Origin of the sequence: Vibrio furnissii CIP 102972, from assembly GCF_000176175.1 — a bacterium.
Taxonomy (GTDB): Bacteria; Pseudomonadota; Gammaproteobacteria; order Enterobacterales; family Vibrionaceae; genus Vibrio; species Vibrio furnissii.
Window position 1 is genome coordinate 1,161,763 of record NZ_ACZP01000014.1, and the last position, 26,886, is coordinate 1,188,648.

Annotated in this window: 22 protein-coding genes and 1 tRNA gene; 12 read left to right on the plus strand and 11 right to left on the minus strand. The window is 51.7% G+C overall.

All coding sequences use genetic code 11. The features are described 5' to 3' along the window. Nucleotides 1-354 precede the first annotated feature (354 nt). Nucleotides 355-1,800 carry an FAD-dependent oxidoreductase gene (locus tag VFA_RS15450; protein WP_038152326.1) on the plus strand — a complete coding sequence of 482 codons (1,446 nt, stop codon included), beginning with the start codon at nt 355-357 and terminating at the stop codon, nt 1,798-1,800. 110 nt (nt 1,801-1,910) lie between these two features. Here VFA_RS15450 and VFA_RS15455 read toward each other — a convergent pair whose 3' ends face one another. The 3 genes from VFA_RS15455 to VFA_RS15465 are packed head-to-tail and all read right to left on the minus strand — an operon-like array spanning nt 1,911 to nt 4,311. Next, entirely contained in the window at nt 1,911-2,840 is a 930-nt protein-coding gene (locus VFA_RS15455; RefSeq protein ID WP_004727793.1) for a 5-oxoprolinase subunit C family protein, read from the minus strand. Further along, nucleotides 2,837-3,556, minus strand: a complete 720-nt coding sequence (locus VFA_RS15460) for a 5-oxoprolinase subunit B family protein (RefSeq protein ID WP_004727794.1) — start codon at nt 3,554-3,556, stop codon at nt 2,837-2,839. Before VFA_RS15460 ends, VFA_RS15455 begins: the two co-directional genes overlap by 4 nt. A 14-nt stretch (nt 3,557-3,570) precedes the next feature. Further along, complete coding sequence (locus tag VFA_RS15465; RefSeq protein WP_014258135.1) at nt 3,571-4,311, minus strand: 5-oxoprolinase subunit PxpA; 741 nt, start codon at nt 4,309-4,311, stop codon at nt 3,571-3,573. Between the two features lie 542 nt (nt 4,312-4,853). Between VFA_RS15465 and VFA_RS15470 the strand changes: the two genes are divergently transcribed. Both VFA_RS15470 and galE read left to right on the plus strand, forming a co-directional pair. Beyond that, nucleotides 4,854-6,836, plus strand: a complete 1,983-nt coding sequence (locus tag VFA_RS15470; protein WP_004727797.1) for a diguanylate cyclase — start codon at nt 4,854-4,856, stop codon at nt 6,834-6,836. Nucleotides 6,837-6,891: 55 nt separating this feature from the next. After that, on the plus strand, nt 6,892-7,908 hold the full coding sequence (gene galE, locus VFA_RS15475) for a UDP-glucose 4-epimerase GalE (protein WP_004727798.1): 1,017 nt from the start codon (nt 6,892-6,894) through the stop codon (nt 7,906-7,908). Between the two features lie 172 nt (nt 7,909-8,080). On the opposite strand, the gene VFA_RS15480 is transcribed toward galE, so the two are convergent. Both VFA_RS15480 and VFA_RS15485 read right to left on the minus strand, forming a co-directional pair. Continuing rightward, on the minus strand, nt 8,081-9,505 hold the full coding sequence (locus VFA_RS15480) for a methyl-accepting chemotaxis protein (RefSeq protein WP_004727799.1): 1,425 nt from the start codon (nt 9,503-9,505) through the stop codon (nt 8,081-8,083). 220 nt (nt 9,506-9,725) lie between these two features. After that, nucleotides 9,726-10,931, minus strand: coding sequence for an aromatic amino acid transport family protein (locus VFA_RS15485; protein ID WP_004727800.1), 1,206 nt, complete (start codon nt 10,929-10,931; stop codon nt 9,726-9,728). Nucleotides 10,932-11,272: 341 nt separating this feature from the next. Between VFA_RS15485 and VFA_RS24170 the strand changes: the two genes are divergently transcribed. The 3 genes from VFA_RS24170 to VFA_RS15495 are packed head-to-tail and all read left to right on the plus strand — an operon-like array spanning nt 11,273 to nt 13,329. Beyond that, nucleotides 11,273-11,401, plus strand: a complete 129-nt coding sequence (locus VFA_RS24170) for a hypothetical protein (RefSeq protein ID WP_004727801.1) — start codon at nt 11,273-11,275, stop codon at nt 11,399-11,401. A 41-nt stretch (nt 11,402-11,442) separates the two neighbouring features. Beyond that, complete coding sequence (locus tag VFA_RS15490) at nt 11,443-12,024, plus strand: acyl carrier protein phosphodiesterase (protein ID WP_004727802.1); 582 nt, start codon at nt 11,443-11,445, stop codon at nt 12,022-12,024. A 36-nt stretch (nt 12,025-12,060) separates the two neighbouring features. Next, nucleotides 12,061-13,329 (plus strand): DEAD/DEAH box helicase, encoded by a 1,269-nt coding sequence (locus tag VFA_RS15495; protein WP_004727803.1) that lies wholly within the window; start codon nt 12,061-12,063, stop codon nt 13,327-13,329. Between the two features lie 129 nt (nt 13,330-13,458). Here the strand turns inward: VFA_RS15495 and VFA_RS15500 are convergent, their stop codons facing one another. The 4 genes from VFA_RS15500 to VFA_RS15515 all read right to left on the minus strand — a co-directional run bounded on the left by VFA_RS15500 (nt 13,459) and on the right by VFA_RS15515 (nt 16,256). After that, nucleotides 13,459-14,211, minus strand: coding sequence for a TetR/AcrR family transcriptional regulator (locus VFA_RS15500; RefSeq protein WP_004727804.1), 753 nt, complete (start codon nt 14,209-14,211; stop codon nt 13,459-13,461). A gap of 90 nt (nt 14,212-14,301) precedes the next feature. After that, on the minus strand, nt 14,302-14,616 hold the full coding sequence (locus VFA_RS15505; RefSeq protein ID WP_004727805.1) for a c-type cytochrome: 315 nt from the start codon (nt 14,614-14,616) through the stop codon (nt 14,302-14,304). A gap of 65 nt (nt 14,617-14,681) precedes the next feature. After that, the gene (gene ltaE, locus VFA_RS15510; protein ID WP_004727806.1) at nt 14,682-15,686 is read right to left on the minus strand and encodes a low-specificity L-threonine aldolase; all 1,005 of its coding nucleotides are present in this window, start codon (nt 15,684-15,686) and stop codon (nt 14,682-14,684) included. 54 nt (nt 15,687-15,740) lie between these two features. Next, entirely contained in the window at nt 15,741-16,256 is a 516-nt protein-coding gene (locus VFA_RS15515; RefSeq protein ID WP_004727807.1) for an NUDIX hydrolase, read from the minus strand. A 424-nt stretch (nt 16,257-16,680) separates the two neighbouring features. Here VFA_RS15515 and VFA_RS15520 point away from each other — a divergent pair, with 424 nt between their 5' ends. The 3 genes from VFA_RS15520 to VFA_RS15530 all read left to right on the plus strand — a co-directional run bounded on the left by VFA_RS15520 (nt 16,681) and on the right by VFA_RS15530 (nt 20,026). Then, nucleotides 16,681-18,336 (plus strand): ATPase RavA domain-containing protein, encoded by a 1,656-nt coding sequence (locus tag VFA_RS15520; protein WP_004727808.1) that lies wholly within the window; start codon nt 16,681-16,683, stop codon nt 18,334-18,336. 9 nt (nt 18,337-18,345) lie between these two features. Next, nucleotides 18,346-19,791 (plus strand): ATPase RavA stimulator ViaA, encoded by a 1,446-nt coding sequence (gene viaA, locus VFA_RS15525; RefSeq protein WP_004727809.1) that lies wholly within the window; start codon nt 18,346-18,348, stop codon nt 19,789-19,791. 161 nt (nt 19,792-19,952) lie between these two features. Beyond that, a tRNA-Cys gene (locus VFA_RS15530) sits at nt 19,953-20,026 on the plus strand. A gap of 310 nt (nt 20,027-20,336) precedes the next feature. Here VFA_RS15530 and VFA_RS15535 read toward each other — a convergent pair. Both VFA_RS15535 and VFA_RS15540 read right to left on the minus strand, forming a co-directional pair. Next, entirely contained in the window at nt 20,337-21,386 is a 1,050-nt protein-coding gene (locus tag VFA_RS15535) for an alpha/beta hydrolase (protein ID WP_004727810.1), read from the minus strand. 105 nt (nt 21,387-21,491) lie between these two features. Continuing rightward, a complete protein-coding gene (locus VFA_RS15540) occupies nt 21,492-23,651 on the minus strand; it encodes a TonB-dependent siderophore receptor (RefSeq protein WP_004727811.1) in 2,160 nt (719 codons plus the stop codon). Nucleotides 23,652-23,778: 127 nt separating this feature from the next. Between VFA_RS15540 and VFA_RS15545 the strand changes: the two genes are divergently transcribed. The 3 genes from VFA_RS15545 (at nt 23,779) to VFA_RS15555 (ending at nt 26,846) form a co-directional block, all read left to right on the plus strand. Next, nucleotides 23,779-24,717 carry a helix-turn-helix transcriptional regulator gene (locus VFA_RS15545; RefSeq protein ID WP_232281728.1) on the plus strand — a complete coding sequence of 313 codons (939 nt, stop codon included), beginning with the start codon at nt 23,779-23,781 and terminating at the stop codon, nt 24,715-24,717. Between the two features lie 122 nt (nt 24,718-24,839). Further along, entirely contained in the window at nt 24,840-25,358 is a 519-nt protein-coding gene (locus tag VFA_RS15550) for a PAS domain-containing protein (RefSeq protein WP_014258146.1), read from the plus strand. 12 nt (nt 25,359-25,370) lie between these two features. Beyond that, nucleotides 25,371-26,846, plus strand: coding sequence for a methyl-accepting chemotaxis protein (locus VFA_RS15555; RefSeq protein ID WP_004727814.1), 1,476 nt, complete (start codon nt 25,371-25,373; stop codon nt 26,844-26,846). Nucleotides 26,847-26,886: the final 40 nt, after the last annotated feature.

Below are 26,886 nucleotides of genomic sequence, written 5' to 3' on the forward strand. Positions count from 1 at the left end.
CCTCACTTGAGTAATTAGTTTAGTTATCCACAAAAACAGTGGATAAAGTTTGGGATAACTCAGCCTGTTAATAACTCACAGTTTCGCGCCAGCCCCGTGCCGCCGTAGGATCCAGACCCTTCGTTATGCACAAGGGGCTGAAAACGCGGTTTTGGCAATAATGAGTCAAGCTTTTTTTTGCTTTTTTTGTCTTGATTTGTTCAGAGAGTGATCCAGCTCTATTGATGGGTAGTAACAAAAAAATTGACGACATAAATGAGTCGTTCTTGAATGAAGACCGCGTAAAAAATGTGATTTTCATAGCGTTTTACAAGCATTAGAATAAGCAGCGAATAAATGACGATCGGCAGCGACATGTTACAAACAACGCCAAATACCGTGTCACCCAGCGTCGCTATCATTGGTGGTGGTGTTGCGGGGGCGACCGCAGCAGTTCACATGAGTGAGTTAGGGCTCAATGTGCTGCTGTTGGAAAAAGGGCCGGGTTTAGTCAATGGCCCTCCTATTTGTCACTTGCATGCAGGCGGCAACTTGTACCGCGAAATTTCTCAGCAGCAGTGCATCGAATTATTAAGACAGTCGATCGAAACCGTTCGGCTGTATCCTCATACGTTGAATAAACGCCCGACAGTGATTGCGGTGCCACATTCGGACCCGGGTCAACCGCAGGATATTTTGCCTCGATTGGTGGCGATTCAGAGCGCATATCAGGCGCTGGTGAACGACGATCCTCGCAATGAGATTCTGGGCGCGCCGCAAGATTACTATCAAACGTTTGAACGTGCGGAACTGGAAGCGTTAGCAACCCAGACGCAGCCACACAACCCGACCACGATGGCGGAGTGGTTGATCCCGTTTGCGCAGCATGCGGATCTTTCCGCGCTGAAGTATCCGGTGGTTGCGGTGCAAGAGTACGGCTGGAGCGTGTTTCGCTTAGCGGCCAGCGCGGAACTGGTGCTGGCGTCGCTGAGTAACTGTCAGGTTTTGACCCACGCGACCTTGATCGCATCGGCGTTTGTGGATGGCCAGTGGCAACTGACGTATCAGGATGCCGACGGCCATCAACACCAGTTGGTGTGTGATTACTTGATCAACGCGTGCGGCTTTGAAACTGGAACCGTGGATGACATGACCCATTTTCAGCGTCAGCGATTGGTGGAGTTTAAGGCCGCTTACGTGACGCACTGGCCGCAATGTCAGCAGCAGTGGCCGGAAGTGATCTTCCACGGGCCACGTGGCACGCCGCAAGGTATGGCGCAGCTCACCCCGTATGCGGATGGTGTTTTCCAATTGCACGGCATGACGCAAGGCATCACACTCTTTGATGATGGCTTGGTGGCGTCCAACGGCATGTCATCACAGCCAGAATTGCCCGAATACTTGACTCACAAGATCACGCAAGGCTGGCAAGCGGATGCGACGCGTGAGCGTACGCAGCGCGCCATTGAACATATGAGTCAGTTTGTGCCCGCGTTTGCTCGAGCCGAAGTGGGCGGAAAGCCGCTGTTTGGCGCGCAGCAGATCCCGGGCGATGACGCCACGTTGCGAGCCGCTGATGTGACCTTTGAAGCCCATCATTATGCGCGCATTGAAGTGGTGAAAGGCTCCTCTGCACTTGAAGCGGCGAGAAAAATTGTCTCTGAGTGGCAACTGACGAATGAAGATGCCGCAGCGTCTATTGAGGCGCAGCATCCAGTCAGCATGAGCCTTTCCGCAGCGCAGGTGGAGTGTAAAGCGTTGCAATTGGCGCAAGAACGTGGCTACCCAGCCGCGCTGGCGAAAGTGGTCGGCATGGCGTAACCTTGCGAGACAAGCTGTGATAGACATATAAAAGCCCTGATTGATCAGGGCTTTTTTGTCGATGTCATGCCGATGTCGCTGTCACTGGGTCGCCAGTCACCGTGAGCCGATCAGTAACCAAAGAAGCGCGCCCATTGGCACCACACATCTTGCAGACCTTCTAAATCTCCTTTCACAAAGCGCACGCTTTGCCCGGGTTTGGCTTGCGCCAATCGCGGCAGATCGATTTTCGCCACGCAGCCTATTTTCGGGTAGCCGCCGAGGGTTTGGCGATCATTTAATAGCACGATGGGTTGTCCGTCGGGAGGAATTTGAATCGCACCCAGCGCAATTCCCTCAGACAAGATCGGTTCGGTGGGCGGAGGCACTTCTGGGCCCGTCAAGCGATAGCCCATGCGGTCGGCGTGCTGACTGACGGTGTAAGTGCGCGTAAAAAAGGTGTGCAAACTCTCTTTGTCAAACCAGTCATTCTGATAGCCTTCAATGACCCGTAACCGTAGCGGCAAGTTGTAATCCGGTTTGAGACGAAACGTCATTTGCAGCGGCTTATTGTCCAACGGATGCGAGTCGAAATAGAGTGCATCACCGGCCAATAGAGCGCGCCCGTCGCGATGCAGACCGCCCAAAGTCTCTTTTTTCACCGTCGATACACTGCCCAGATGTTGTTCAACCAAGAAGCCACCGCGCACCGCCAAATAAGCACGCAGGCCATTGCGCGGCAGGGCAAACTTCAGGCGTTGCCCTTTTTGCGCGCGAAACGTACACCAGTTCGTCAAAGGCTCGCCATCGAGGGTTGCGGCCAAATCTCCGCCGGTGAGGGCCAATTGACACGGGTGTTGAATCTCAAATTCGGCTTGGCCTAAGGTGATTTCTAAAGTGGGCGCGTTTACCGGGTTGCCCAATAAATGGTTCGCCCAACTGTAGGCATAATCATCCACTGGCCCTGATTGCGAGATGCCCAAATGGCTGAGGCCAAAACGGCCGAAATCATGAATCAAGCTCAGTTGCCCGGGCTTGATCACGTGAATGCAGGCGTTCATCGTTCACCTCCCGCTTGAAACTGTGCTGGCGCAATGATGCCGCCGAGTGCTAAAAACTCATCGCGCGCAATGGCGCGGAATGTCACTTGGCTGCCGATTTCCCAAGGCAGCATAGGCGAGTGGTTGGGCGTGAAAAGCGGCAGTGGACAGTTGCCGATGACATTCCATCCGCCCGGTGAAGCGTTCGGGTAGACGGCTGTTTGCTGCTCGGCAATGGCGACGCTACCGGCGGGCAGCGAAAGCCTTGGCGTCGCATGGCGTGGGCGGCGCAACGGCTCGGCTACATCGGTCATAAATGCAAATCCCGGCGCAAATCCGATGGCGCACACGGTATACGTTGGGCGGGTGTGTAGGGCAATCACGTCGTCGACGCTTAACCCTTGCTGCTGATACAGCGCCAAATTCGGGCTAACCTCTGGGTGATAATACACGGGCAGTTCCACTGGCGCCGAAGGTTGCGCATCCGTAAGGCTGGCTTTTTCGACGCACTGAATCACCCGTTTCGCGAATGAACTTGGCGCGATGCGGTAGGGCAAGTAATCAATCAGAATGGTGGTGTAGGAGGGCGTCACGTTCATCACGTAGTCCCCCAGTGTTAGACGAATTCGTTTGGCGATTTCTCCGATGGTGACGGACAACGCGGCATGCGCTTGATGCTCAAAACGAATCAGCAGGCTGTTTTCGGCAACCGGCTCAATGGCGTAATTCAGTCGCAATTAAAATCCTTTTTTTATCTCTCAAGTTGATCGCGAATCTTCGCAATGAGGGCAATGGCTTCGTCATTGTCGCCATGAACACACAGCGTATCGGCTTCAATGGGAATGACAAAACCATCGGCACTGGTGACCTTGCCGTATTTGGCGATCTGTTGCACTTGGCTCAGAATGGCATCCTCGGTTTTGAGCACCGCATTGGGCATCGAGCGCGGGGTGAGTGTGCCGTTGGCCAGGTAGGTACGATCGGCAAATGCTTCAAATAACAACGGTACATCGTAACGATCCGCGATATCAAGATAATCTTGATTGTTGGATGAGGCGAGGATCATCAGCGGCACATTGAACACCGAGACGGCATCGACCACCGCCCGAAACACCGTTTTGTCCCGCATCATGTCGTTGTACAACGCGCCGTGGGGTTTGACGTAACTCAGTTCGGCATTTTTGCTTTCACACAAGGCTTTCAATGCACCAATTTGATAGATCAAAATCTCGCAGATCTCTTCATCGTTGAATGCCATAGAGCGGCGGCCAAAGCCTTGCAAATCAGGGTAACCCGGATGGGCGCCAATCATCACATCATGTTGCAGCGCCATATCGATGGTTTTGCTCATCACATGCGGATCGGACGCGTGGAATCCACAGGCAATGTTTGCCATGTCGACATAAGGCATCACGAGGTGGTCTGCGCCCATGGTCCAAGCGCCAAAACTTTCGCCCATGTCGCAGTTGAGTTTGATTGTTCGTGTCGTCACCGGATTCCATATCCTTGTTGTATTGGCCACGGCGAATGTGCTGCCATGCTGCATGGCACACCGTGAAAGCATGCATTGATGATGTCTATGCAGTCTCCGGTTTCTCAGCCGTTTGTCCAGAGGTTTACGTTGCTCTTTTTAAGAATAGTGAACCGAAAACGGATAGGAAAATTCGGCGATGAATTCTTTGCATTGGGTCAGCTTCATCGACTCAAACATGCCACAGAGCAACATCAGTAGAACGACATCGGTTGAGTGAAGTTTGAAATCGCATCGTGATGCGTCGCCGCGAATACGATGTCAAAAGTCGGTACACGTTAAACCGGTAAACAGTGCGTAGCGGCTAAATAATGTGCGTTAGTTCAAAATAAGCGCGGGTATTAGTCACTTTGTTGCATTTAAAGTGTCACGTTCGTGGCCGATTATGCCTATCTTTATCTTCATACCGACCCACACAACGACTCACGAAGGACCCATGATTCAGCGATTTGCGTTGATATTGACCTCAAGCTCTCGGTCACACGGCGACAGGGCTCGGCGCGATGAGTGAACTCTCACTGCGCACCAAGTTGCTGCTGCCCATTTTTATGCTGATGACGCTCATCTTTGTGATTGCGCAGGGCTTTGGGTTGTACACCGGGACTCAATTGCGACAAACGAACCTGATTGAGCGGGTGAACGTGTTGTCGAAAGGGGTGGCGTACAATCTGCAAGCTGCGATGGTGTTTGACGATCAATTGGCCGCACAGGAAGTGCTGTCGGCGTTTTCGGCTGACAAAGACGTGGTGCGCGTCAAACTGTATGACGCGGCTGAACAGCTGTTTGCCATGTATGAACGCTATGACAGCAGTGCGCCGATCCCCAATGCGCAGCAGCGCGAGCAGATTCAACGCCAGCAATACGCCATCAGTGAGGACTACATTTATTTGCGGGTTCCCGTTGTGATTGATGAAACACATGGGGCATCGCTGCGCGTCATCATCTCCAAACAGTCGATTGCGCAGCTCTATCAATCGGCGATGTATAACGCGACCTTCTTTTTCTCGCTGCTGTTTATGGGCGGTTTGATTCTCTATTGGATGGCGCAGCGGATGATTCTGTCGCCCGTTTTGGCGCTCAATCAAGCAGTGCAGGCCTACATCGAACGCCAAGAACGCCGTCAGACCTTGGTCCGCCGCGCCGACGATGAAATCGGCCATCTGGTGCAGGCGTTCAACACCATGCTCGACAAGCTCGATCAACGTGAACGACAGGTGTTGTTTACGCTCGACAAACTTGAACAAGAAAAGTCATTTGCCAACGAAGTGGTCGATACAGTGCAGCACGCGCTGGTGGTGGTGGACGCTATGGGGATGATTCTTCACGCCAACGATGCCGCCAATCACGTGTTCAAATGTACCCGCGCGTATTTGCGGGGGGCCAATTTACTGCATGTGTTGAAAACGGATCAGCTTGACGTCATCCAAGCGGCCATTCGCAACGAAACGCAACTGGATGAACAACTGGTGGTGGCCACGGATGTGCGCAGCCAACCGCTGCTGTTGCGTGTGGGCAGCCGAGCTTTATCGCGTGACGGGCAAACTTTGTTCGCGATTCAAGATGTCACCCAAATCGAGATCGCAAGGCGTCGTCAGCGCTTGGCGGCCGCTGTGTTTGAGAACAGTCAAGATGGGTTGATGGTGCTCAATGCGCAAGGGGACATCACGCTCCTAAACCCCGCGGTATCGCAGTTGATAGGCTATCATCGCGACGCGTTGCTCGATCAACCCCTGCGACACAGCGTGGCGTGGCGGCAGCTTTCATTGCTCATGCCGGCGATTACTGAGGCCGTGGCGGCGCAAGGGCATTGGCAAGGGGAAGTGTGGGAACAGCATCAGGACGGGCACCTTGTGCCGCTGCTCATCAAAGTGAATCGCATCTCATTGCCGGAAGCGCCGCACGACGATGACATGGTGTTTATGATTTCCGATCTGTCCAACATCAAAGAGATGGAGCGGCTTGCTTACCTGGCGCATCACGACTCGCTCACCGGCCTTGCCAACCGCTCGGAACTGTATCGTGTGGTGGAGGATATTTTGGCGAGCAACCACAACACGCTGGTACCGTTTGCATTGATATACCTTGATTTGGATGGCTTCAAACAGGTGAATGATTCATTTGGCCACGATGCGGGCGATGAAGTGCTCAAGCAGGTGTCAGAGCGTTTGTTGTCTCAAGTTCGCAGTCACGATCTGGTTGCGCGTCTGTCTGGGGATGAATTCGTGTTGGTGATCTATCCTAGTGAGCGTGACAGTGTCACTCATCTTGCTAATCGACTGCTGACCGTCATTGCGCAGGACATGGTCTACCGCGGGCAAGTGCTGCGTGTCGGCGCGAGCATGGGGGTTTATTATGTGGATGACGCCAATCTCGATTTGGACACCGTGATGAAATCGGCCGACAGCGCTATGTATCAAGCAAAATGTGCGGGTAAAGGACGTTACATTCTCATGGATCATACAAGGCAAAGAACCCTGAATTCCTAAGTGATTTCAGGGGCTAGTGTCGTTACAATAGCCTTAAATTCTAAGGAGGCTAGGTATGAACGTTTTAGTAACCGGCGGCATGGGCTATATCGGCAGCCACACATGCATTCAAATGATTGCTGCTGGCATGACCCCTGTGATTCTGGACAACCTCTACAACAGCAAAGCCAGCGTGTTGGCGCGCATTGAGAAAGTTGCGGGCGTCCGTCCTCAATTTATCGAAGGCGATATTCGTGATAAAGCGCTGTTGGTTGAGGTGATGAAGCGTTACCACATTCAATCGGTGATTCATTTTGCGGGCCTGAAAGCCGTGGGTGAATCGGTTCAAAAGCCGTTGGAATACTACGATAACAACGTCAACGGAACATTGGTGCTGGTGGATGCCATGCGTGAAGCAGGCGTCAAATCACTGGTGTTTAGCTCGTCGGCGACGGTGTATGGCGATCCGGCATCAGTGCCAATTACCGAAGATTTCCCCACCAGTGCGACCAACCCGTATGGTCGAAGCAAATTGATGGTGGAAGAGTGCCTGACGGATTTCCAAAAGGCCAACCCAGACTGGAGTATTACACTGCTGCGTTACTTCAACCCTGTAGGTTCGCATCCATCGGGTGAATTGGGCGAAGATCCCCAAGGGATTCCAAATAACTTGATGCCGTTTGTTTCGCAAGTGGCGGTCGGTCGTCGTGAGTTTCTCTCTGTGTTTGGTAGCGACTACCCAACCAAAGATGGCACAGGCGTGCGCGATTACATCCACGTGATGGACCTGGCGGATGGCCACATCGCAGCACTACAAAAAGTGGGTGAGAAATCTGGTTTGCACATCTACAACCTGGGTACAGGCAATGGCTACAGCGTGCTAGACATGGTGAAAGCGTTTGAAATCGCCTCCAATAAAGCGGTGCCTTACAAGTTGGTGGAACGTCGTCCGGGCGACATCGCGGAGTGCTGGGCTGATCCGCGCAAAGCGCAGCAAGAGCTGGGCTGGAAAGCGACCCGTACTTTGGAAGAGATGACGCAAGATACTTGGCGTTGGCAGTCTCACAACCCGCAAGGTTATCCTGACGCGTAAGGCGCTGGACGCATTCGCTTGCGTCATGTCCTCATCGCCTTTGTCCTGATATTGTGGCTCTTCGCACAGTGCAAAGCAAAGAAAAAGCCAGTCGAATGACTGGCTTTTTTACTATCAACATTTTTCTATCGATCATGATTCTCCGCGTTTGTGGATGCGGAGAAGCAAGGTCTTAGTTCGTGCGATAGCGCTGCAGCGTTTGCCCCAGATTACGCGTCGCTTGAGCGATATTGGCAATCCCTGTTGATGATTGCTGCGCCACGGTGCGAATGGTGTTCGACTGCGCGCGAATGTCACTCAGTTCAGAGGCGATATCGTTGGCCACCGAGCTTTGCTCTTCTGCCGAGGTCGAGATCTGAATACTCATGTCGTTGATCATCTGCGCCGACTCGGCGATCAGATTGATGTCTTGACCGATTTCTGCCACCAGCGTGTTGCTGCTTTCTGCTTGGCTGACCGTTTGTTGGGTCATCTTCGCAATGTTCTGGCTCTCGGTTTGCAGTTTTTCAATCATCGATTGAATCTCGACCGTTGCGGCTTGAGTGCGGCTGGCCAGCGTACGAACTTCATCTGCCACCACGGCAAAGCCACGGCCTTGCTCACCCGCGCGCGCTGCTTCGATCGCCGCGTTGAGTGCCAACAGGTTGGTTTGCTCTGAAATCGCGTTGATGGTGGTGATCACTTCGTTAATCTGAATCGCATTGTCATTGAGCGTGGAGACCGATGATGAGGTTTGTGAAATAAAACGCGAAAGCTGCTCAATTTCGTGGATGGCTTGCTGAACACGTTGACGGCCACGTTCCACCTGTTTGGCATCTTGTTCGGCTTGCTGAGTCGCTTGCTGAGAAATGCCGGAGACTTCTTGCGCGGAAGCGGTCATCTCTTCCATGGCGGTTGCCACTGAATCAAGCGACGCATATTGGTTTTGAATTTGCGTTTCGCTCTCTTTCATCTCGTTGGCAAACGAGTTCGATGTTTCGCTCAAGGTTGAAGCGTTGTCTTTCACCGAAACCACCAAGTCGGTCAGCGTGTCCATGGCGTTGTCCAACGCACAACCAATGGTGCCGAATTCGTCACGACCCGGGTGGAAGCCCAAGCGCGATGTTAAATCCCCCTCAGCAATTTTCAGCGTGGTGCTGTAGAGAACCCACAAAGCGCCGCCAATGAACGTGGCCACCCAGTAAACGAAGAGGGCAAAAGGCAACGTCCACAGGTAAGAGAGCAAGAACGAGGTCAGTGCTTGTGAGCGCACTTGCGCCGCTTCGCGGCTGAAATCGTCGCTCAATGCATAGACTTTGCCGTTGGCGGCGGTGGCTGTTGCGGTGACTCGGCCATTATTATAGGTGGTTTCAGCCGTGTTCGTGCGGGTTTGCAGCCCAGGAAGGGTGGTGACATCAGGGTGACTCAAGATGCCTTGTAATTTGTATTCCACAGCCAGTTTGGATTGCGCTTCAAAACGCGTCAGCGTGTCGAAGTAACGAGCGCCAGCAATGGCAGTTAACGCGGTCAGAAAGAGGACGACGATGGCCCACATTTTGTCGTTGATCGACATCTTAATGAACACGCGGTCAATCGTCCTGAATTGAACTTCTTTCATGGTAACTCCGGTGCTAAAAATAGATTTGAATAGACGAACTCTATCCTAACGCCGAAGGTGTTCTATCCAACATAAATTTATGCAATAGGTGTTGATCGAATGATACAATTGAGACTTTTGTCAAATAAATCGTATTCAATCAAACCGTGTAGCCAAACCATGCAATCAAAAAAGGCGAATACCGAGTATTCGCCTTTTGGGTGCCAGCTTGCGTGTGTGCTTATCCCAGTGACGGTAACACGCCAATGGTGATAAGCAACTGCGCGCCTACAATCAGAATGCCCACCACACCAGTGATTGCAAGGGCAGGTGTTCCCCCCATCACTTGGTAATAGGTGCCTTCTTTGCTTTGACGACGCACACGAGACACCATCATCAATGGCAGGAAAATCGCCAGCACCGCCAGTGCGATGGCTGCATACCCCAGTGCCATAATGAAGCCTTGTGGGTAGAAGAGGGCAAACATCAACGGTGGAACAAATGTGGCCAGAGATGCCACCATTCGGTTCATATTGCCGTCTTTTTTACGGATGGTATCGCCCATGAATTCAAACAGACCCAAGCTCACGCCAAGGAAAGAAGTCAGCAGTGCCAAATCAGCGAAGATGCCAATCACATTACCCAAATTAGATTGATGAACGGTTTGCGACAACGTGCCAATCAGCGCGCTGAGCCCTGCGTTTTCAACCAGTTGTGGTTGGCTGATCACACCCAATGTCACAATTTGCCAGAACACATAAATGATCAGCGGAATCGCAGACCCAATCACAATCGCTTTACGCAAGGAAGGTGTGTGACCATCCAAGTAGTTCACGATTGCAGGAATACTGCCGTGGAAACCAAACGAGGTGAAGATGACGGGAATGGATGCAATCACCAACCCTTGGCCCAGCGGCATGCTCAGTAGGTAAGATTGGCTGACATTTGGCGCAAGAAAGGTCAATACCATCACCATGGCCACCATTTTTCCGGCAAACAGCAAACGGTTCACGCGGTCTACCGTGCCAGTGCCGATGGTTACCACCGCAGCCACGATCAACGTGAAGATCAAGGTGCCCGTTGGGCCATTGACTTCCAAACCCGTCAGTTCACCAATCCGGCTGGTGAATTGTGCGCCGCCGCCTGCAATGTATGCTGCGCAAAGTGCGTAGAAAAGGAACAGCATCGCAAAGGTCGCGACCCATTTGCCTTTACGGCCAAGGATCTGTTTCGCCAAGGTGTGCAGGGTGGCGTCTTTATCGGCGTATTGGTGGATTTCGACCATCAACAAAGCGGTAAATGCCATCATGGCCCACAAAGCGAACATGATCATCAGTGAGGTTGAGAAGCCGATCCCGGCGGACGCTAGCGGCAGCGCCAGCATACCAGCACCAATCGTGGTGCCAGCGATAATCAAAGTACTGCCTAAAAGCTTTGATTTCATCATAATGTAAACTTATCTGTACGATTATTGTGATTGCATAAGTGCATTGTGCGAATTTTGAACAAATATTCGACATTCATTCGCTGGTTTTTGGCTATTTTGTAGGAGTTATGGGTTCTGGTCAACGGGTTTGTAAAAATAAAAATCCACAAGTGTAAACTTATAATTACATTTATCTTGATATAGGGGATTGGCTGGGAAAGAAAGGACTAGCGCAGTTGCACATCCTATGATAAAGATCTTACTTCGCTGCAAAATGACGCTTGAATTTCATCGTCGTGTCATGGAAGCAGTTTAGAAAGGAAACGGGATGCAATTCCCGTTGCATGATAAAGGAGGTCAAAATGAGTGACCAAACAACATACCAACAAGATGATTGTCTCGAGCTGCTTGATGCGCTCGAAATTGGCTTTGATCTATCCGAGTACGAAGCGACTCGCGAAGAAGTCGGTGACGATTTCTGTCTTCAATAATCCCATCAGAGAAGCCAACTGAAATAGTTGTCTTTTAGAGCATGAACTATCTAGCCCATTTGCACATTGCGGACTACTGCCACAGCAGCCTGCTGGGTAACTTGTTAGGTGATTTCGTCAAAGGCGATCCGGATACGCAGTTCTCGACGGAGATTGCGCGTGGTATTCGCTTGCACCGTCTGGTCGACGCCTACACCGACAGCCACCCCGTGATGCAACAGGCCAAGGCCTATTTCCCCTCACAAACGCGCCGCTTTGCGCCGATTGCGCTGGATATGTTCTGGGATCACTGCTTGGCAAACGAGTGGCGACAATACCATTCATTGTCACTACGCTCGTTTGTCAATCAAGCACAGCAACGGGTACAACGTGCCCATCCGGCGGTTCTGCCTGAGCGCTTTACTCGTGTGTCGACGCACATGTGGCAGGGGCGCTGGCTGGAATCGTATGCCGATTTTGACAATATTGAGTTTGCGTTGCAGCGAATGTCGCAACGCAGTCCGCGTATGGCGCCGCTTGCTCACTGCTTTGATAGCATGCAGCGCCATTACCAGCCCCTGAATGCGCTTTTTGCTACCCTGTACCCTGACGTATTAGAGAAAGCCAAACTGGCCGAGGTCTGATACAATCCGCGGCCCATTGTTTTTCGAGTAAGTGACATGTCCGCACCATCTTCCCCTTTTCTTCCATTAGGCATCGCACCCGCGTTGGTCGAACGCTTGTCTGCGCTTGGTATTCACACGCCAACCGAGATTCAGGCACAAGCCATTCCCCATGTGCTTGAAGGCAAAGATGTATTGGCGGGCGCGCAAACGGGCACCGGCAAAACGGCAGCGTTTGGTTTGCCCTTGATTCAGCGTTTTGTTGATCATCCGTTGCAACGGGAACCCAATAGCAAAGACATTCGCGCTTTGGTATTGGTACCGACTCGTGAACTGGCGCAGCAAGTGTTTGATAATTTACAGTCGTACGCGCAAGGCAGTGAACTGAAAATTGTCACCGCGTATGGTGGTACCAGCATGAACGTGCAAAAGCAGAATTTGCGTGGCGGGGCCGATATTTTGATCGCAACACCCGGTCGTTTGCTGGATCACGCTCATGTGAAAACACTCTATTTGGGCAATGCGGAAGCTTTGGTGCTGGATGAAGCCGACCGCATGCTCGACATGGGGTTTATGCCTGACATTCAACGTGTGCTGCGCAAGATGCAGCACGAACGTCAAACGCTGTTCTTCTCGGCGACCTTTGATAGCAAGATCAAAGCATTCGCGCATCGCATGATGCAAAACCCCGTGGAAGTTCAAGTGGCGCCGAGTAACTCTACCGCCGACACGGTGGAACAAATGGTGTATCCGGTCGATAAAAAGCGTAAACGTGAACTGCTGGCATATCTGATCGGGTCTCGCAACTGGCAACAGGTGTTGGTGTTTACGCGCACCAAGCAGGGCAGTGATGCGTTGGCGCAAGAATTGAAATTGGATGGAATTAAAGCGGCATCGATCAATGGGGATAAGAGCCAAGGTGCGCGCCAAAAAGCGTTGGATGATTTTAAATCCGGCAAAGTTCGCGCATTGATCGCCACCGACGTGGCGGCACGCGGTATCGATATTGCCCAGTTAGAGCAAGTGGTGAACTTTGATATGCCGTTTAAGGCGGAAGATTACGTGCATCGTATCGGCCGAACCGGGCGCGCTGGCAAAGCGGGTTTTGCGGTATCGCTGATGAGCCACGATGAACAACCTTTGCTGGAAGCGATTGAACGCCTGTTGGATAAACGCCTGCCGCAAGAGTGGCTGAAAGGGTATGAGCCTTCACCGGTGGTGGTCAGCGAAGAAAGCCAAGCGCCGCGCCGCAACAGCCGTTCGGCGGAAAAACGCAAAATGAAAGCGAAGTTGAAAATTCACGCCAATCGCGGCAAGAAAAGCTAAGCCGCGATTGATTTACGAATGCATGCATAGACGAGAGCAAGCGTTCGCAAAGACATTCAAATGCTAAAAAGGCTGCGTGAGCAGCCTTTTCTATATCGAGAATATCGTGTTGTCACGGTGCGTGACGCACTATTCCTCTTCGTCGTTGAGTTCGCACATCTGGGCGCAATGTTTTTCCCAGTTGTAGTTGAGCGAGTACACCAAATCTTTCACGGCTTTCGGGCGCAATACTTGGTCATCCGGGACATTGAATTTGTGCACCATGATCTCGTTAAATAACTGCCAGTGGCGCAGCAAACATTCATCCAAGCTGTCGGTTTCTCGCGACCATGTCTCTTTCAAAAATGGGGTTAAGCTCGCCGCACTGTGGGTGTACATGATCATCTGCCATTTGAATTCCCAAATTTGCACGGGCGTGTCTGGAAACTCTTGGTTGTATTGCGCTGCCACACCTTCAATCATGCACTCGAGTTCACCGGCCGTGTCGATGAAGTAGTCAAATAGCGCATCTTCTTGGCGCACGGCATCGGCAATTAACTGCATGGGCTGCTTGATGATCAACCCGTGTGCCAGCAGGCGCATGATGAAAGAATAGAGTTTGATGTTGGCCGGGGTGGAATCGGGAATGTGGTCCAGCACTTCACGAATGTAATGTTGCATGTACAGATGCAGCCCGTCACTGATGCTGTGCCAGATCTTCTCTTTGCTGCCAAAGTGATGACGAATCAGACTGTGCGACACACCGGCCTTCTCACTAATTGAGCGCAGTGATACACGGGCATAGCCGAGCTCGCAAAACATCGCTGCTGCCACTTTGAGAATGTGATACCGGGTTTTTTGTGCGTCTTGAGCGCTGCGGCGCCCCTGTCTTTTTTCTGTCATTGCTGTTCTATGTCCACCTTGTCGGCCGTTGTTTTACCAGATCTGATACGGAGTTTCACGGAAAAACGTGCTGCACGTATGATTGAATGCTCAATTCTCGTTCTGCGAAGCATAAAACGCAGCAATGTCTCGCAAATCATTATCATTTAATCGTTGCAATTGAGCTTGCATCATCAGCGCAAGCGGTCCTTTGCGATCGCCCTGCTGGTAAGCTTTCATGGATGAAAAAAGGTAAGCCTCATGCTGACCTTTGAGATTAGGGTAGCTGTCGTTGACCGCTTTTCCATCAGCGCCATGACAAAAGACGCAACTGGGTGCCTTTTGTTGGCCAAGAACGGGATCACCTTCAAAGGCTTGTGCATTGAGGGAGAGACATAACAAGGAAAAAAGGGATAACAGGCGCATCTGATTCTCCATGGAAAAAGTGCGCCTATTGTAAAGCGTCACCCTAGGGGCGACGCAAGCAGGTTCTACAGCAATTTGGCCAGTTCTGCGAGTAATTGGTCAATATCGCTGCGAGTTACGTCTTTATGAGTGACAAATCGCACCGGATTGCCAGCGGAAACCAAAATGTCTTTCTGTTTCAACTGTTGGCAAATGTGTTCAATATCGAGGTGGTGATCGAGTTTGGCAAACACGATATTGGTTTGTACATGGTCTGGGTTGACGTTAAACCCCGGCAGTGCCGCAAGGCCATGCGCCAGATGCTGCGCATTGTCGTGGTCGGTCGCCAGTTGCGCGACCTGTTCAGTGAGCGCGAGTTGACCTGCGGCAGCCAAGATGCCGGCTTGACGCATGCCGCCGCCCAGCATTTTACGAATGCGACGGGCTTTTTGAATGAAGGCTGCATCGCCGAGCAACAACGAACCAATCGGCGCGCTGAGGCCTTTCGACAAACAGATGGTCATCGAATCAAAATATTGCGCGATGTCGCGAATGTCCACATTCAATGCCACGGCCGCGTTGTAGACGCGCGCGCCATCCAAGTGCAGTTTGAGGTGATTCGCGTTGACGAACTCACGCGCTTGCTTGAGGTAGTCGAGCGGCAACACTTTCCCGTTTATGGTGTTTTCAAGGCTCAGCAAACGTGTGCGAGCGAAGTGAAAATCATCCGGCTTGATGGCTGCTTTGAGCTTGTCGAAATCCAACGTACCGTCGGGGTTGTTTTCGATCGGCTGTGGCTGAATGGAACCAAGAACCGCGGCGCCGCCCGCTTCATATTTGTAGTTGTGGGCTTGCTGGCCACATAAGTATTCGTCACCGCGTTCGCAGTGAGACATCAATCCCAACAAGTTGGCTTGGGTACCCGAGGTGGTAAACAGCGCCGCTTCAAACCCATGACGCTCTGCGGCCCATTGTTCCAGCGCATTGACGGTCGGGTCATCGCCGTAGACATCATCACCAACAAGGGCTTGTGCCATCGCATCGCGCATGGCTTGGGTCGGACGAGTCACTGTATCAGAACGAAAATCCATTTTTTCTCCTTGTTTAGATGCTGACAATATTAAATGGCTTACTAAAGGATGGGGTTACAAATAGCCACATAGCTTGGCTTTGCTTAAACACGCGATGGTTTTTGAATCACTAATTTCGCCTTCGATGATCTTCTGTTCCAGTTCTTCGATGGTCAGTTCCAGCACTTCGATGACTTCATCATCATCGCAGGCGTAACGCGCGGTTTTACTCAATTGTTTGGCGACATAAAGGTACTGAATTTCGTCGCAGAATCCGGCCAGTGGTGTCACTTGGCCCAATTCAATCCATTCTTGCGCGCTGTAACCGGTCTCTTCTTCTAGTTCCCGTGCAGCGCAGTCGAGCGGGGCTTCATTGTCTTCGATGGTGCCTGCTGGCAATTCCAGCAACCATTTTTTCAACGATGGGCGAAATTGGTGAATGACTACAATTTTGTGGTCAGTGGTGATCGGCAGGATTACTGCCGCGCCCGGATGCTCAATCGTGGTGTGCGCCACAGTGCGGCCGTTGGGCAAGCGCACATCTTCTTCAATCAATGCGATGGTTTTCCAGCGATGTATGGTTTTGCTCATGCGAATCTTTCTTTCAGGTTGGTGATAGTCGTCATCCGTGGGTAATCGCATTATTGGGTCAGGCTAAAGAATGACTGCGTGTGACTATCATGGCTCAATGGAGGAGGCTGTTGGTCACCTTACCTTAATTTGGTTTCATAACCCAAACACTATCTGAGCTGACGATGGCATCTGTGCGATGATTGGTCGCTTCGCCATGCCGTGGCCAACTGGCACACGCGATTCGGGTTAGTCCTTGTTTAATATAGGGTTAATTGGTGAAGTGACTCACAAATTTGCAATCATTGATTGCGTGTGGTTTCATGCAAAGGAGATCTGTTATAAGGAGGCGTCCCCATAAAAATACACTTGTAACAAAGTGATAACAAATGTATAAAACCCTCTACTATTCTTATTATGTCCAAGCCTGCCGTGGAGCGATTCTATGATCAATCCGTCTTCTGCTTCTCACGCACAAAAGGCGCTTCTCTCAGAACGTATCAATAAATTAGCCAAAGCCTTGTCAGATGGTGTGTACGAACGTGAAGGTACCATCAAATTGTGTCTGCTTGCCGCCTTGTCCGGCGAGAGCGTCTTTCTACTCGGTCCTCCGGGGATTGCTAAAAGTTTAATTGCCAAACGACTCATTCAAGCTTTTGATAACAGTAGTTATTTTGAATACTTGATGACCCGATTTTCGACCCCGGAAGAGGTGTTTGGTCCGCTCAGTATTCAAGAGCTGAAAGACAATGGCCGCTACGTGCGCTTGACGCAAGGTTACTTGCCGACTGCACAAGTGGTGTTTCTGGATGAAATCTGGAAAGCCGGGCCTGCGATTCTCAACACCCTGCTGACGGTGGTGAACGAAAAAACCTTTAAAAACGGCAGCGATATCGAACGTGTGCCAATGCGCCTGCTGGTGTCGGCCTCCAACGAACTGCCGGATGAAGACAGTGGCCTTGAAGCGCTGTATGACCGAATGTTGGTGCGCGTGTTCGTCAACCGGATTCAAAACAAACAGAATTTTAAATCGATGCTGACGGTGGGTACGCCGCAGGAAGCGCGTATTCCTGAAGGCTTAGCCATCACGGATGAAGAGTATCATCAGTGGCAAACTCAGCTCGATAAACTCGATTTAAGCGACGATGTGTTTGAAAAGCTCTATCAGCTGAAGCACATGCTTGAGAGCGCGGTAGAGAGCAGCCATCTGCCGCAAGCCGACATGTATGTGTCGGATCGCCGCTGGAAAAAAGCTGTCAAACTGCTCAAAGCCAGTGCGTTCTTTAATGGTCGCGACGCCATTAACCCGCTTGATTTGCTGCTGCTGCAAGACTGTTTATGGAACAGCCCAGAATCGCGTGAAGTCGTGCGCGACGTGATTCGCGAGTTTGCGCTGCGCTACGCCTTTGATCAATTGGAAGTGGAACAGCAAATCGAGTTGTGCCGTGAGGAGTTACTGGCGATTCAAGATGAATTGGAGTCGGAGTTCGGCATGATGTTGTCGATGGAAACCTCCACGGGGCTACTCAAAAAGCAGATTCATCAATATGACATCAGCCATGCCAAAGCGTACAAAGTGGGCTCGGCATACGATCTGGTCAAACTGGTGCTACTGCAAAGCAACATGTCCGTCTCGGAATCGGAAAAAGGCGACAGTCGCTGGGTCTATGTGCCGAAGAACGAACTGGAGCGCGTGATCAAAGAAGGGCATGGCGATGTGTACGGTTACGTCAACCAAAACACCAATTTGTGCCGCCTGCGCTTTGATATCGATGCCAGCAACAATTTGGTGATAAAAGACATTGCCAATCGCGCAGTGCTGGTCGCGCTTGTGACGCAGCAAGGGCTGGACCAATCGGTGTATCAGGATTGGTTGGTGAAAGCTGAGCAAGCCGTGACCCAATTGCAGCACGCTGAACACCATTTGCGCAAAGTGCGTTCGCGTTTCCATGGTGCTTTGCCTCATAACTTTATCGACCCCGAATTGCCCACGGCGATGGAAGCAACGTTGCAACACCTGCAACAGCAGCTCGATAGCACTCAGGTGGAGTGTGAAAAGAGCGTGCAGCGCTTCCGTCATCTTGATCAATTCTTCGCGTAGGGGATGTGAATGCTCGGTGTAGACGGACTGAACCTCGCGCTGATGATTGCTGACTCTGGTATCATTGACACCGCAGTCAGCGATTTAATGGGACGCTCTCAGGTCATGATGATGGCCGAAAGCCGTGGCGTGAAGTCGTCGGTGAAACGTCATCTGCTCAAATGGCGCGGCAACGTGAAAACACGCATCACCCGCGTGTGCGAAACCGAGCGTTTTCAACAAGAGTTGGGGTTGTATCAGGACGTGATCCATTGGGATGAAGAGACGTTTTTTGAACGCATTCCCGATGTGGTGAAGAAGCTGGAATGGCACTCTGCGTTCTATTTACCTGCCCGTCGTTTGCTGGAAAAGAACAAAGGGATCCACAACCCGATGTTCCCACATTTCTTTTGCGATCAATGGTACAAATCGCTCTCCGAGGCGATTCGCCAAGCGCAGGTGTTGGAGCTGGAAGCCAACAAAGAAAAGCTGCTGTCGGACCTGTATCAGCGCATGGAAACCATTCGCAACATGGATAAAGTCACCGAATCGGGTGATGAAGCCAGTGTTGGACGTTTGTGGGACATGGCTGCGGCGAAGCTCAGCCGGGGCGATATTTCGGTCATGAAGCGTCACGCCGAGTTTCTGAAGAAAAATCAGGGCTTGCAAGACATCGCCGAGCAACTGGGCCGCATGGCAAGTGATGTGGATGATCCGGATCTGAACCGCGCACCGGCCGAAGAGCTGCAATTGGTGGAAGAGAAGTCTGATGAAGCGACCGACGACATTGTCGGTATTCATGAAAGTGACGACCTCAACAAACTGCTGCCCAACGAAACCATGTTTTTGGCCTATCCCGAACTGGAAGTGGTGTTCTACAAGCATTTGGTCGACAAACGGTTGATGAACTATCGCATGCAGGGTAAATCTCGCACGCTGCGTCGTGTACGGGCACATCGCCCCGACAACAAGCAAGCGGATATCGAAAAAGGCCCGTTTATCGTCTGTGTGGATGCGTCTGGCTCCATGAATGGCTTTCCTGAGCAGTGTGCCAAAGCGATGGCGTACGCCTTGATGCAAATTGCACTGGCCGGCGATCGCGATTGCTTTGTGATGCTGTTCTCGACCGAACACATTACCTATGAACTGACTCGTCAGGACGGGTTGCGTGAAGCGAGCGATTTTCTCAGCTACGCCTTTCACGGCGGCACAGACCTCGAACCGGTGATGCTCAAGTCGATTGAATTGATGGCTGGTGGGCGTTACAAAAACGCCGACATGGTGGTGATTTCTGATTTCATTGCGCCCAAGCAAGATGACGCAATTCTGGCTCAAGTGGCGGCACTCAAACAGAAGAAAAATCGTTTTCACGCCATCAGCTTGTCGAAATACGGCAACCCGGAGCTGATGAGTCTGTTTGACCATTGCTGGCATTACCATCCTAACTTGGTTGGGCGCTTAATGAAAAAATGGTGATCTTACTAAGAACACGCGGTTGAGCGTCGAAGAACTGGTCAATCTGGTTTAAATCTCGGCAAGTAAACAAAAAAAGTGTTTTTTTGTTTGACTCTCGTCGCTCAATCCGTAAAGTGTGCAGCGAACGCAACGGGGACCACCCCGACAGCGGTTCAAGGTAAGGCGCGTTGGCAGAGTGGCCATGCAGCGGATTGCAAATCCGTGAACCTCGGTTCGACTCCGGGACGCGCCTCCATTCTCTCCTTGAACAGCAATCATCCACCAGCTTTATGCTGGTTTTTTTATGCCTGAAATTCAGTGTTCACTTCCTCCCTGATGCTTTGAGAACCCCCCTGTTTGTTTTGAACACGACTTGTTTCTAATCGACTTGTTTCGAATCGACTTATGTCGACTGAGTACGATGGTTTCGAACATGGCTTGTTTTGAACTGCGCTTTCTTCAAACACGATTTGCTTCAAACACGGCTTGCCGAGAACGCCCGTTGTTGAGAGCGCACTCATGCGGCGATTTGCGAGCGAGCCAATCACCGCATGTGCTTCGATGGGCTATTGCGCCGAAGGTGGCGTAAAGTGGCGCTGAATCGCTTGTGCTTCTTTCACGTCAATCGCCATCTGTGGCCAGCGTTTGGCTTTCTTGATGATCATCTCCAAATAGCCGAGATCCGGCGTGAGTTGGCTGCTGAGACGTTGATTCAGCGTTTGATAGTTCGCCACGACGTGCGCTTGTTTGAGTTCACCTGGGGCTAAGTCAAGCGCGTAGCCGCGGAAAAGCCACTGCAAGCCTTGATACACCGCGACATGGTAAACCGAATGGTGATCGTCGTGCTCGTAATAGCGGGAGGTTATGTCCAGATTGGCAGCATGATGCGTGCTCACGTTGTCGGCGAACGCATTTAAATGATCACGATGAACATAAGAGCGGCCAAAACCCGGTGTATACGGGTTGTTGGCAACCGCGATGTAGAGCGATGCGCGGTGTTCAAGCGGCGTGATTAGGGCATGCTCAATGCGTTGATAGTTTTTGGGGTAATCAAACCATAAGCTGGCATCAATCGAAATGTAGCCTTGAAATGCGCCTTGATCGCGCGCCACGGCATCCAGCGCCAATAAGCCTCCCAATGAGTGGCCGACCAACAGATTCGGCGCCGCCGTGCGAAACTGACGCTCAATCTCTGGGCGTAACTCTTGCGTTAAGTATTGAAGAAAGCGGGCGCCGCCCCCGGTGTGCGCGTAGCTCGGCCCCGCAGGATCGCCATTGGGCAGTTGATCGGTATGGCTTGGGGTGTAGTCCCGCATGCGATCGGTATTGTGAATTGCCACAATGATCATCGCCGGGATTGCGGGATTCAATCCGGAACGAAACGAATGCACGATGCCAGCAACTTGCAACAGACGCTGATCGCCATCGAGCAGGTACAGCACCGGAAAATGCTGCTCGGGGTGCGCGCTGTATTCTTGTGGCAAATAGACGCTGTATTGCCGTTCTTCGTTGAGCAGCGACGAGTGATGTTGATACAACTGCGCGTAGTTGACCGGCGTCGCCTGAGCTGAAGAGAGGCTCCACAGGGCGGCCATGGTGGTCAGAATTTTTTTCATGATCGGTGTCTTCCAGTGTAATTCAGTGCAAAAACCCAACCGGCTGGTTCTCCGATTGGGTTGGGCAAAATAACAAAGCAGGGCACTTGGCCCTGCGGGCAGGCCTTATTTGAATTTATAGGTGAAGCCGGCCATGACGTTTGCAGGTTCACCGTACATGTTGAATGTGGTGGTGGTCCCAACGCGGTAGAAGTATTCGCGGTCAAACAGGTTGTAGACGTTGAATGTGGCTTGCATGTTCTCGGTGATGTCGTAACGCAGCGCTGCGTCAAACACCGCGTAACCGCCTTGGTGAGTGGTCACGCCGCTTTTGGTAAAGGAGTAATCACTCACGGCGGTCATGCCACCACCAATGTGTAAGCCTTGGACCCAATCAGCCAAATGGTAGTCCGTCCACAATGACAGTGAGTGGCGCGGAATGGCGTCAAATTTCGAGTTGTGGTCACCTGATTTCTCATCGATATCGGTGTAGGTATAGCCCGTCATGGTCATCCAGTTTTGAGTCAGATAACCCGTCGCTTCCAGTTCCACCCCTTTGGTTTCCACTTTGCCCGTTGCCCAGTAGGTGTTGCTGATGGCGATGCCGCTGTCATCGTAGGCTTGCGCGGCGATGTTGCTGTCTTTCATCAGGAACACAGTGGCGCGCGTATTCAGGCGGCCGTCCAGTAGTGACGATTTCACGCCGGTTTCCCACTGGTTCCCTTCACGCGCTTTCAGCATGTCGCCATTTTCATCTTGGCTGGTTTGTGGTTTGAACACTTTCGAGTAGCTGGCATACAGCGCATGTTCATCTGTTAGATCGTACACCACGCCCGCATAAGGTGTGATTTCGCCGTTAAAGCTGTCTTTTTGCTCTGTTTCTGCGCCAGTAGAAAGGGTGGTGTTCACGGTTTTCAGATCGTACCACGACACGCGCGCACCGGTGATCACGGCCAAAGGCTCCAGCAAACGCCAGGTCACTTTGCCGTACAAGCCCAGTTCAGACTGCACTTCGTGGACGTTTTTGGTGTAACTGTACGTCGGGGTGCTCACGCTGGTTGGATCGTAATCGAACACGTTGATCGAGGCGATACTGCGGTTGGTGTAGCTCTGGGTATCAGACTCGTAGCGCTTGTAATCGGTCCCGAGTACGAATTCGCTTTGATGGCCAAACAGGCCAAACATTTGGCTGTAGTTGGCATCCAAGGATGCGTTCTTCTGCTGGTTTGCCTGCGCGCTGAACATCAAGCCAGTGTTGCCGCTGTCATCAATTGCCCCATTGGTGTATGTCTGCTCTAGGGTGACGTCATGATCCATGTAGCGCGCGGAAATTTGGCCCACGCCGCCGTTCGGGAACGCGTGTTGCAGCGACGCGCCCACATCGGTGGTTTTGGCGTTAAAGTTATCGTCTGCCGAACCCAAATAGGTTTTGCGGCTGATGTTGAGCATCGAGCCATCGCTGTATGCAGGCAGGCCGTTGGTCGGCACGATGTCTTTGGTTTGATGCAGTACGTACACCGAAAGCAGTGTGGTGTCGGTTAAGTCAAACTCCATGGTGCCGTAGTAGCTGCCATTGTCGTTGTCGTTGTAATCCACCTGGTTTTTGATGTCGGCATTGGCGACTACAAAGCGGCCACGCACGGTGCCATCGTCATTGAGCGACCCGCCCATGTCGGCTTCAAGGTAGTGGCGGTTCCAACTGCCGTAACGCGCCGTAACTGAACCGCTGAACTCCTCCGTTGGGCGTTTCAACACCATGTTGATCACACCGCCCAGTTCACTGGTACTGTTAAACAGGCCTGATGGGCCGCGCATGATTTCAACGCGATCGACCGCTGCCAGTGATGGCAAGTTACCGTATTTGCTTTGCATCGGTGATGGCAAACCGTTGAGGTTCACTTCGTCGTATTCATAACCACGGGAGAAAATGGAAGAGCGGCCACTGTCGTTGACCATAGTGCGAAGCCCCGGGGTGTATTTCGCCAAGTCATCGACTGCGACAAAGTTACGTTCTTCAATGTAATCGTTGGTGAGCACGGTGATGGACTGTGGAATGTCTTTAAGCGCGGATGGCGTTTTGGTGCCTACGGTGGCGGAATCGACGCTGTAGCCGCCCGTTTCTTCAGATGGCGCCATGCCATACAATGGGTTGCCATACACCACCACGGTTTCATCGGTTTTGTCTTGGGATTCTTCGGCAAAGGCTGGTTGCACGGCCGTCGCGCCCAGTGCGAACGCAATCGCCAATGCAACTGGGTTCAGTGCTTTATGTTGATAGACCACCATAACTGATTAACTCCTTAAATCTATATGATAATTATTTTCATTTGATTTTATGGGCGTTAATATAGCACCCCCAACCACGGGAAAATTTTGCGGTCTGTTCATTTAGTTTTTCAAAATGGTCAAAGTCATGAGAAGTGAATCAGTAATTCGGGACACCAATGTGAGAAAACGCGGCTTATTTACCGGTCGGGTGGAAAACCTGATGGTGGAGGAAGGCATCTTATTTCATAACAAAGATATCGTCCATAAAGCCGACTTTTCGACACAGCGCGAACTGCCGCCACAACTGATCATCGCTTTGCCATTGGAAAGCAAAGCGTTGATGACCTATGGCGACACGCACCAGTTGAAAGGGTGCCGGTTCCACAAGTCTGATCCGCTGGTGGCCACTGCAATCTACTACGCCAAGCCCGACATAGTGCGCGGCGCAGCCAAAGCTTACGTGCGTAGCCGTAGTATTGTGTTGTCGCTCTCGACCGAATGGTTGCAGTCGGCGATGAACGAGGCAAAACGCGACAGTTTTCAGCGCGTGTTTCATCAGCACCTGAGCCGCTTTGACTGGTCGTTACCGCCGCACATCAGCCAAATGGCTGAAGCGCTCAATCTCACCAGCAGCCAAAGCCCCGCCGAAGCGTTAATGCGTCAGGCGTTTGCGCTGTCTGTTTGGGACAACTTGATGAACAACATGAAGCAGTTGTCGTTTGTATCCACGCAGCGTCATCACGCGCAGTCCACGCGCTTGAAGATGTTTTTGATGGAAGAGAAAGTGGATGACATGCCACTGACGACCATTGCGCAGGAGCTAGGGATGAGCGTGTCGACGCTGCAGCGCGCAGCCAGGAAAGAGTTGGGTATGAGCCTGCAACGGTATCTGCGAGAGCGTAAGTTGCAGGAAGTGAAGGTCAAACTTGAAGCGCGCAGTGTGACGGTGCAGGAAGCCGCAGAATTGGCTGGCTACACGCACTCGGCCAACTTCATCACCGCATTTCGCAAGTTGTTTGGTTTCTCCCCGAATCACATCAAAAAAAGCGCAGAGCGCAGCGTCGAATCGCATGAATTTGCGTGATGTTGCAGTGCTAAATGTAGCATTGGTCTAAATTTTGTCGCTGATCCCATCAGCAACGCTCAACGATTGTCTCGATTTACCGCTATAGTTTGTGTGGGTTTTATCAATAGTGGTGGGACATCGTGAGCAATGAAAAGGAAGTCTCGTTTGGTCGCGACGAGATGATTATCAGTAAAACAGACCTTCAAGGCCGATTAACGTACGCCAATCGTACATTTATGCGCGTCGCCAATTTTTCTGAAATTCAACTGCTGGGACACAATCACAACATCATTCGTCATCCGTCCATGCCACGCGGGGTGTTCTACGGCCTGTGGAAAACACTGCAATCGGGTCAGGAATTCTTTGGCTTCGTCAAAAACAGTACCGCCGATGGCAATTTCTACTGGGTATTTGCCAATATCACCCCCGATGTGATGAACGGAAAAACCGTGGGGTATTACTCCGTGCGTCGTACGCCCTCTAAAGCGTCTGTCGATGTCATCAGCACCATTTACCATCAGATGTGCACCATGGAACAAGGCGCGGACCGAAAACAAGCGCCCGAGTTATCGTGGAACTGGATGGTTGACAAGGTGGAGCGAGAGCAAGGCATCAGCTATGAACGGTATGTTCTCGATTTGTACAAGCAGTCTCGTTAAGAAGGATGGCGCATGAACTCTAGTCATATCAGTAAAAATATTCTGCTGCTCAGACAAAAATTCCAACTGCTGTGTGGTGTCTTTGTGGCTTTGGTGATCGGATTGTCGATTGCCAATATTACACTCTATGGATTCAATTGGCTCAATCTAGTTGGCCCGGCGTTTGCGATTGGTTTTACCTTATATGCCTATCATGATCAGAAGCAGCCGATTTTGGTGCTTGGGCGCATTTGTGATGCGCTGGAAGAGGCCAAACGCGGCAACATTCACGTCCGTATCACACAAACCAAAGGCTTGGGCGAGGTGGGGCAGGTGGCGTGGGCGCTGAATGATTTCCTCGACATTGTCGAAACCAATTTCAAAGAGCTGTCGAACAGCTTTCAGCGCACGTCGCAAAAGCAGTTTCATCGGCAAGGCTTGGCCGATGGGATGCCCGGTGAATTTTCGGCGACAATGGACAAGATCAACCACGCGATTCAATCGATGCATGACGCGCACGTGTTCTCGACGCAAAACCGCTTGAAAAGCGAATTGCATCATATCAATACATCGAACCTGCTGGTGAACCTCAAAAACAACCAGCAGGAATTGGTGTCGCTGTCCCAGAAAATGGATGATGTGCTGTCGATCGCGACCCAAAACCGCGATGGCGCTGAAGAGAGCCGAGAGACGGTGCAGGATTTGAAAGTCGCGCTTGAAGACATGAACCAGCGTATGAGCAGCATGGAGGCAACCGCGCAGCGCCTTGGCAGTAATAGCGTGCGCATTTCTGAAACGATCAAGATCATTACCGACATTGCTGAGCAAACCAATTTGTTGGCGCTCAATGCTGCCATTGAAGCCGCGCGTGCCGGCGAAGTGGGGCGCGGGTTTGCGGTGGTGGCTGATGAAGTTCGCATGTTGGCGGATCGCACGCGTTCATCGACGTCGGAGATCAGCAACGTGGTCACCTCACTGACGCAGCAAATTGAGGACATGGTGTCGCAAACCATGGCGGTCGGTGAACAGGCGGCGAAAGTGGGGGATGAAGTGAATCACTTCCACACCAACTTTGATCAGGTCGCGAACTCGTCGCAGGAAACCATCGCGTTGATTAATCAAACCAAAGACATTTCGTTTGCAACCTTGGTCAAACTGGATCACATCATCTACATGCAAAACGGTTACATCGGGCTGGAAAGCAACGGTGAAGGGCAAGAAGCGCACATGGTGGGGGTTGATCACCACGGGTGTCGACTGGGCAAATGGTATTATGAAGGCGAGGGATACCAATCGTTTAAAGACCTGTCGGCCTATCATCGCTTAGAGAAACATCACCAAGCGGTGCACTGCAACATGCACGCGGCGATGGATCTGGTCAAACAAGACTGGCTCAATGACGATGCCGTCCTGCATGCCTTGGTCTCGACCATCAGTGATGCCGAGAAAGCGAGCAACCATGTGATGGATTGCATCAGCGATATGGTTCTTGAGAAACACGGCGATTGATTAGACGTTCTTGAGCAACGGGCGTTGAAATCATCACGCT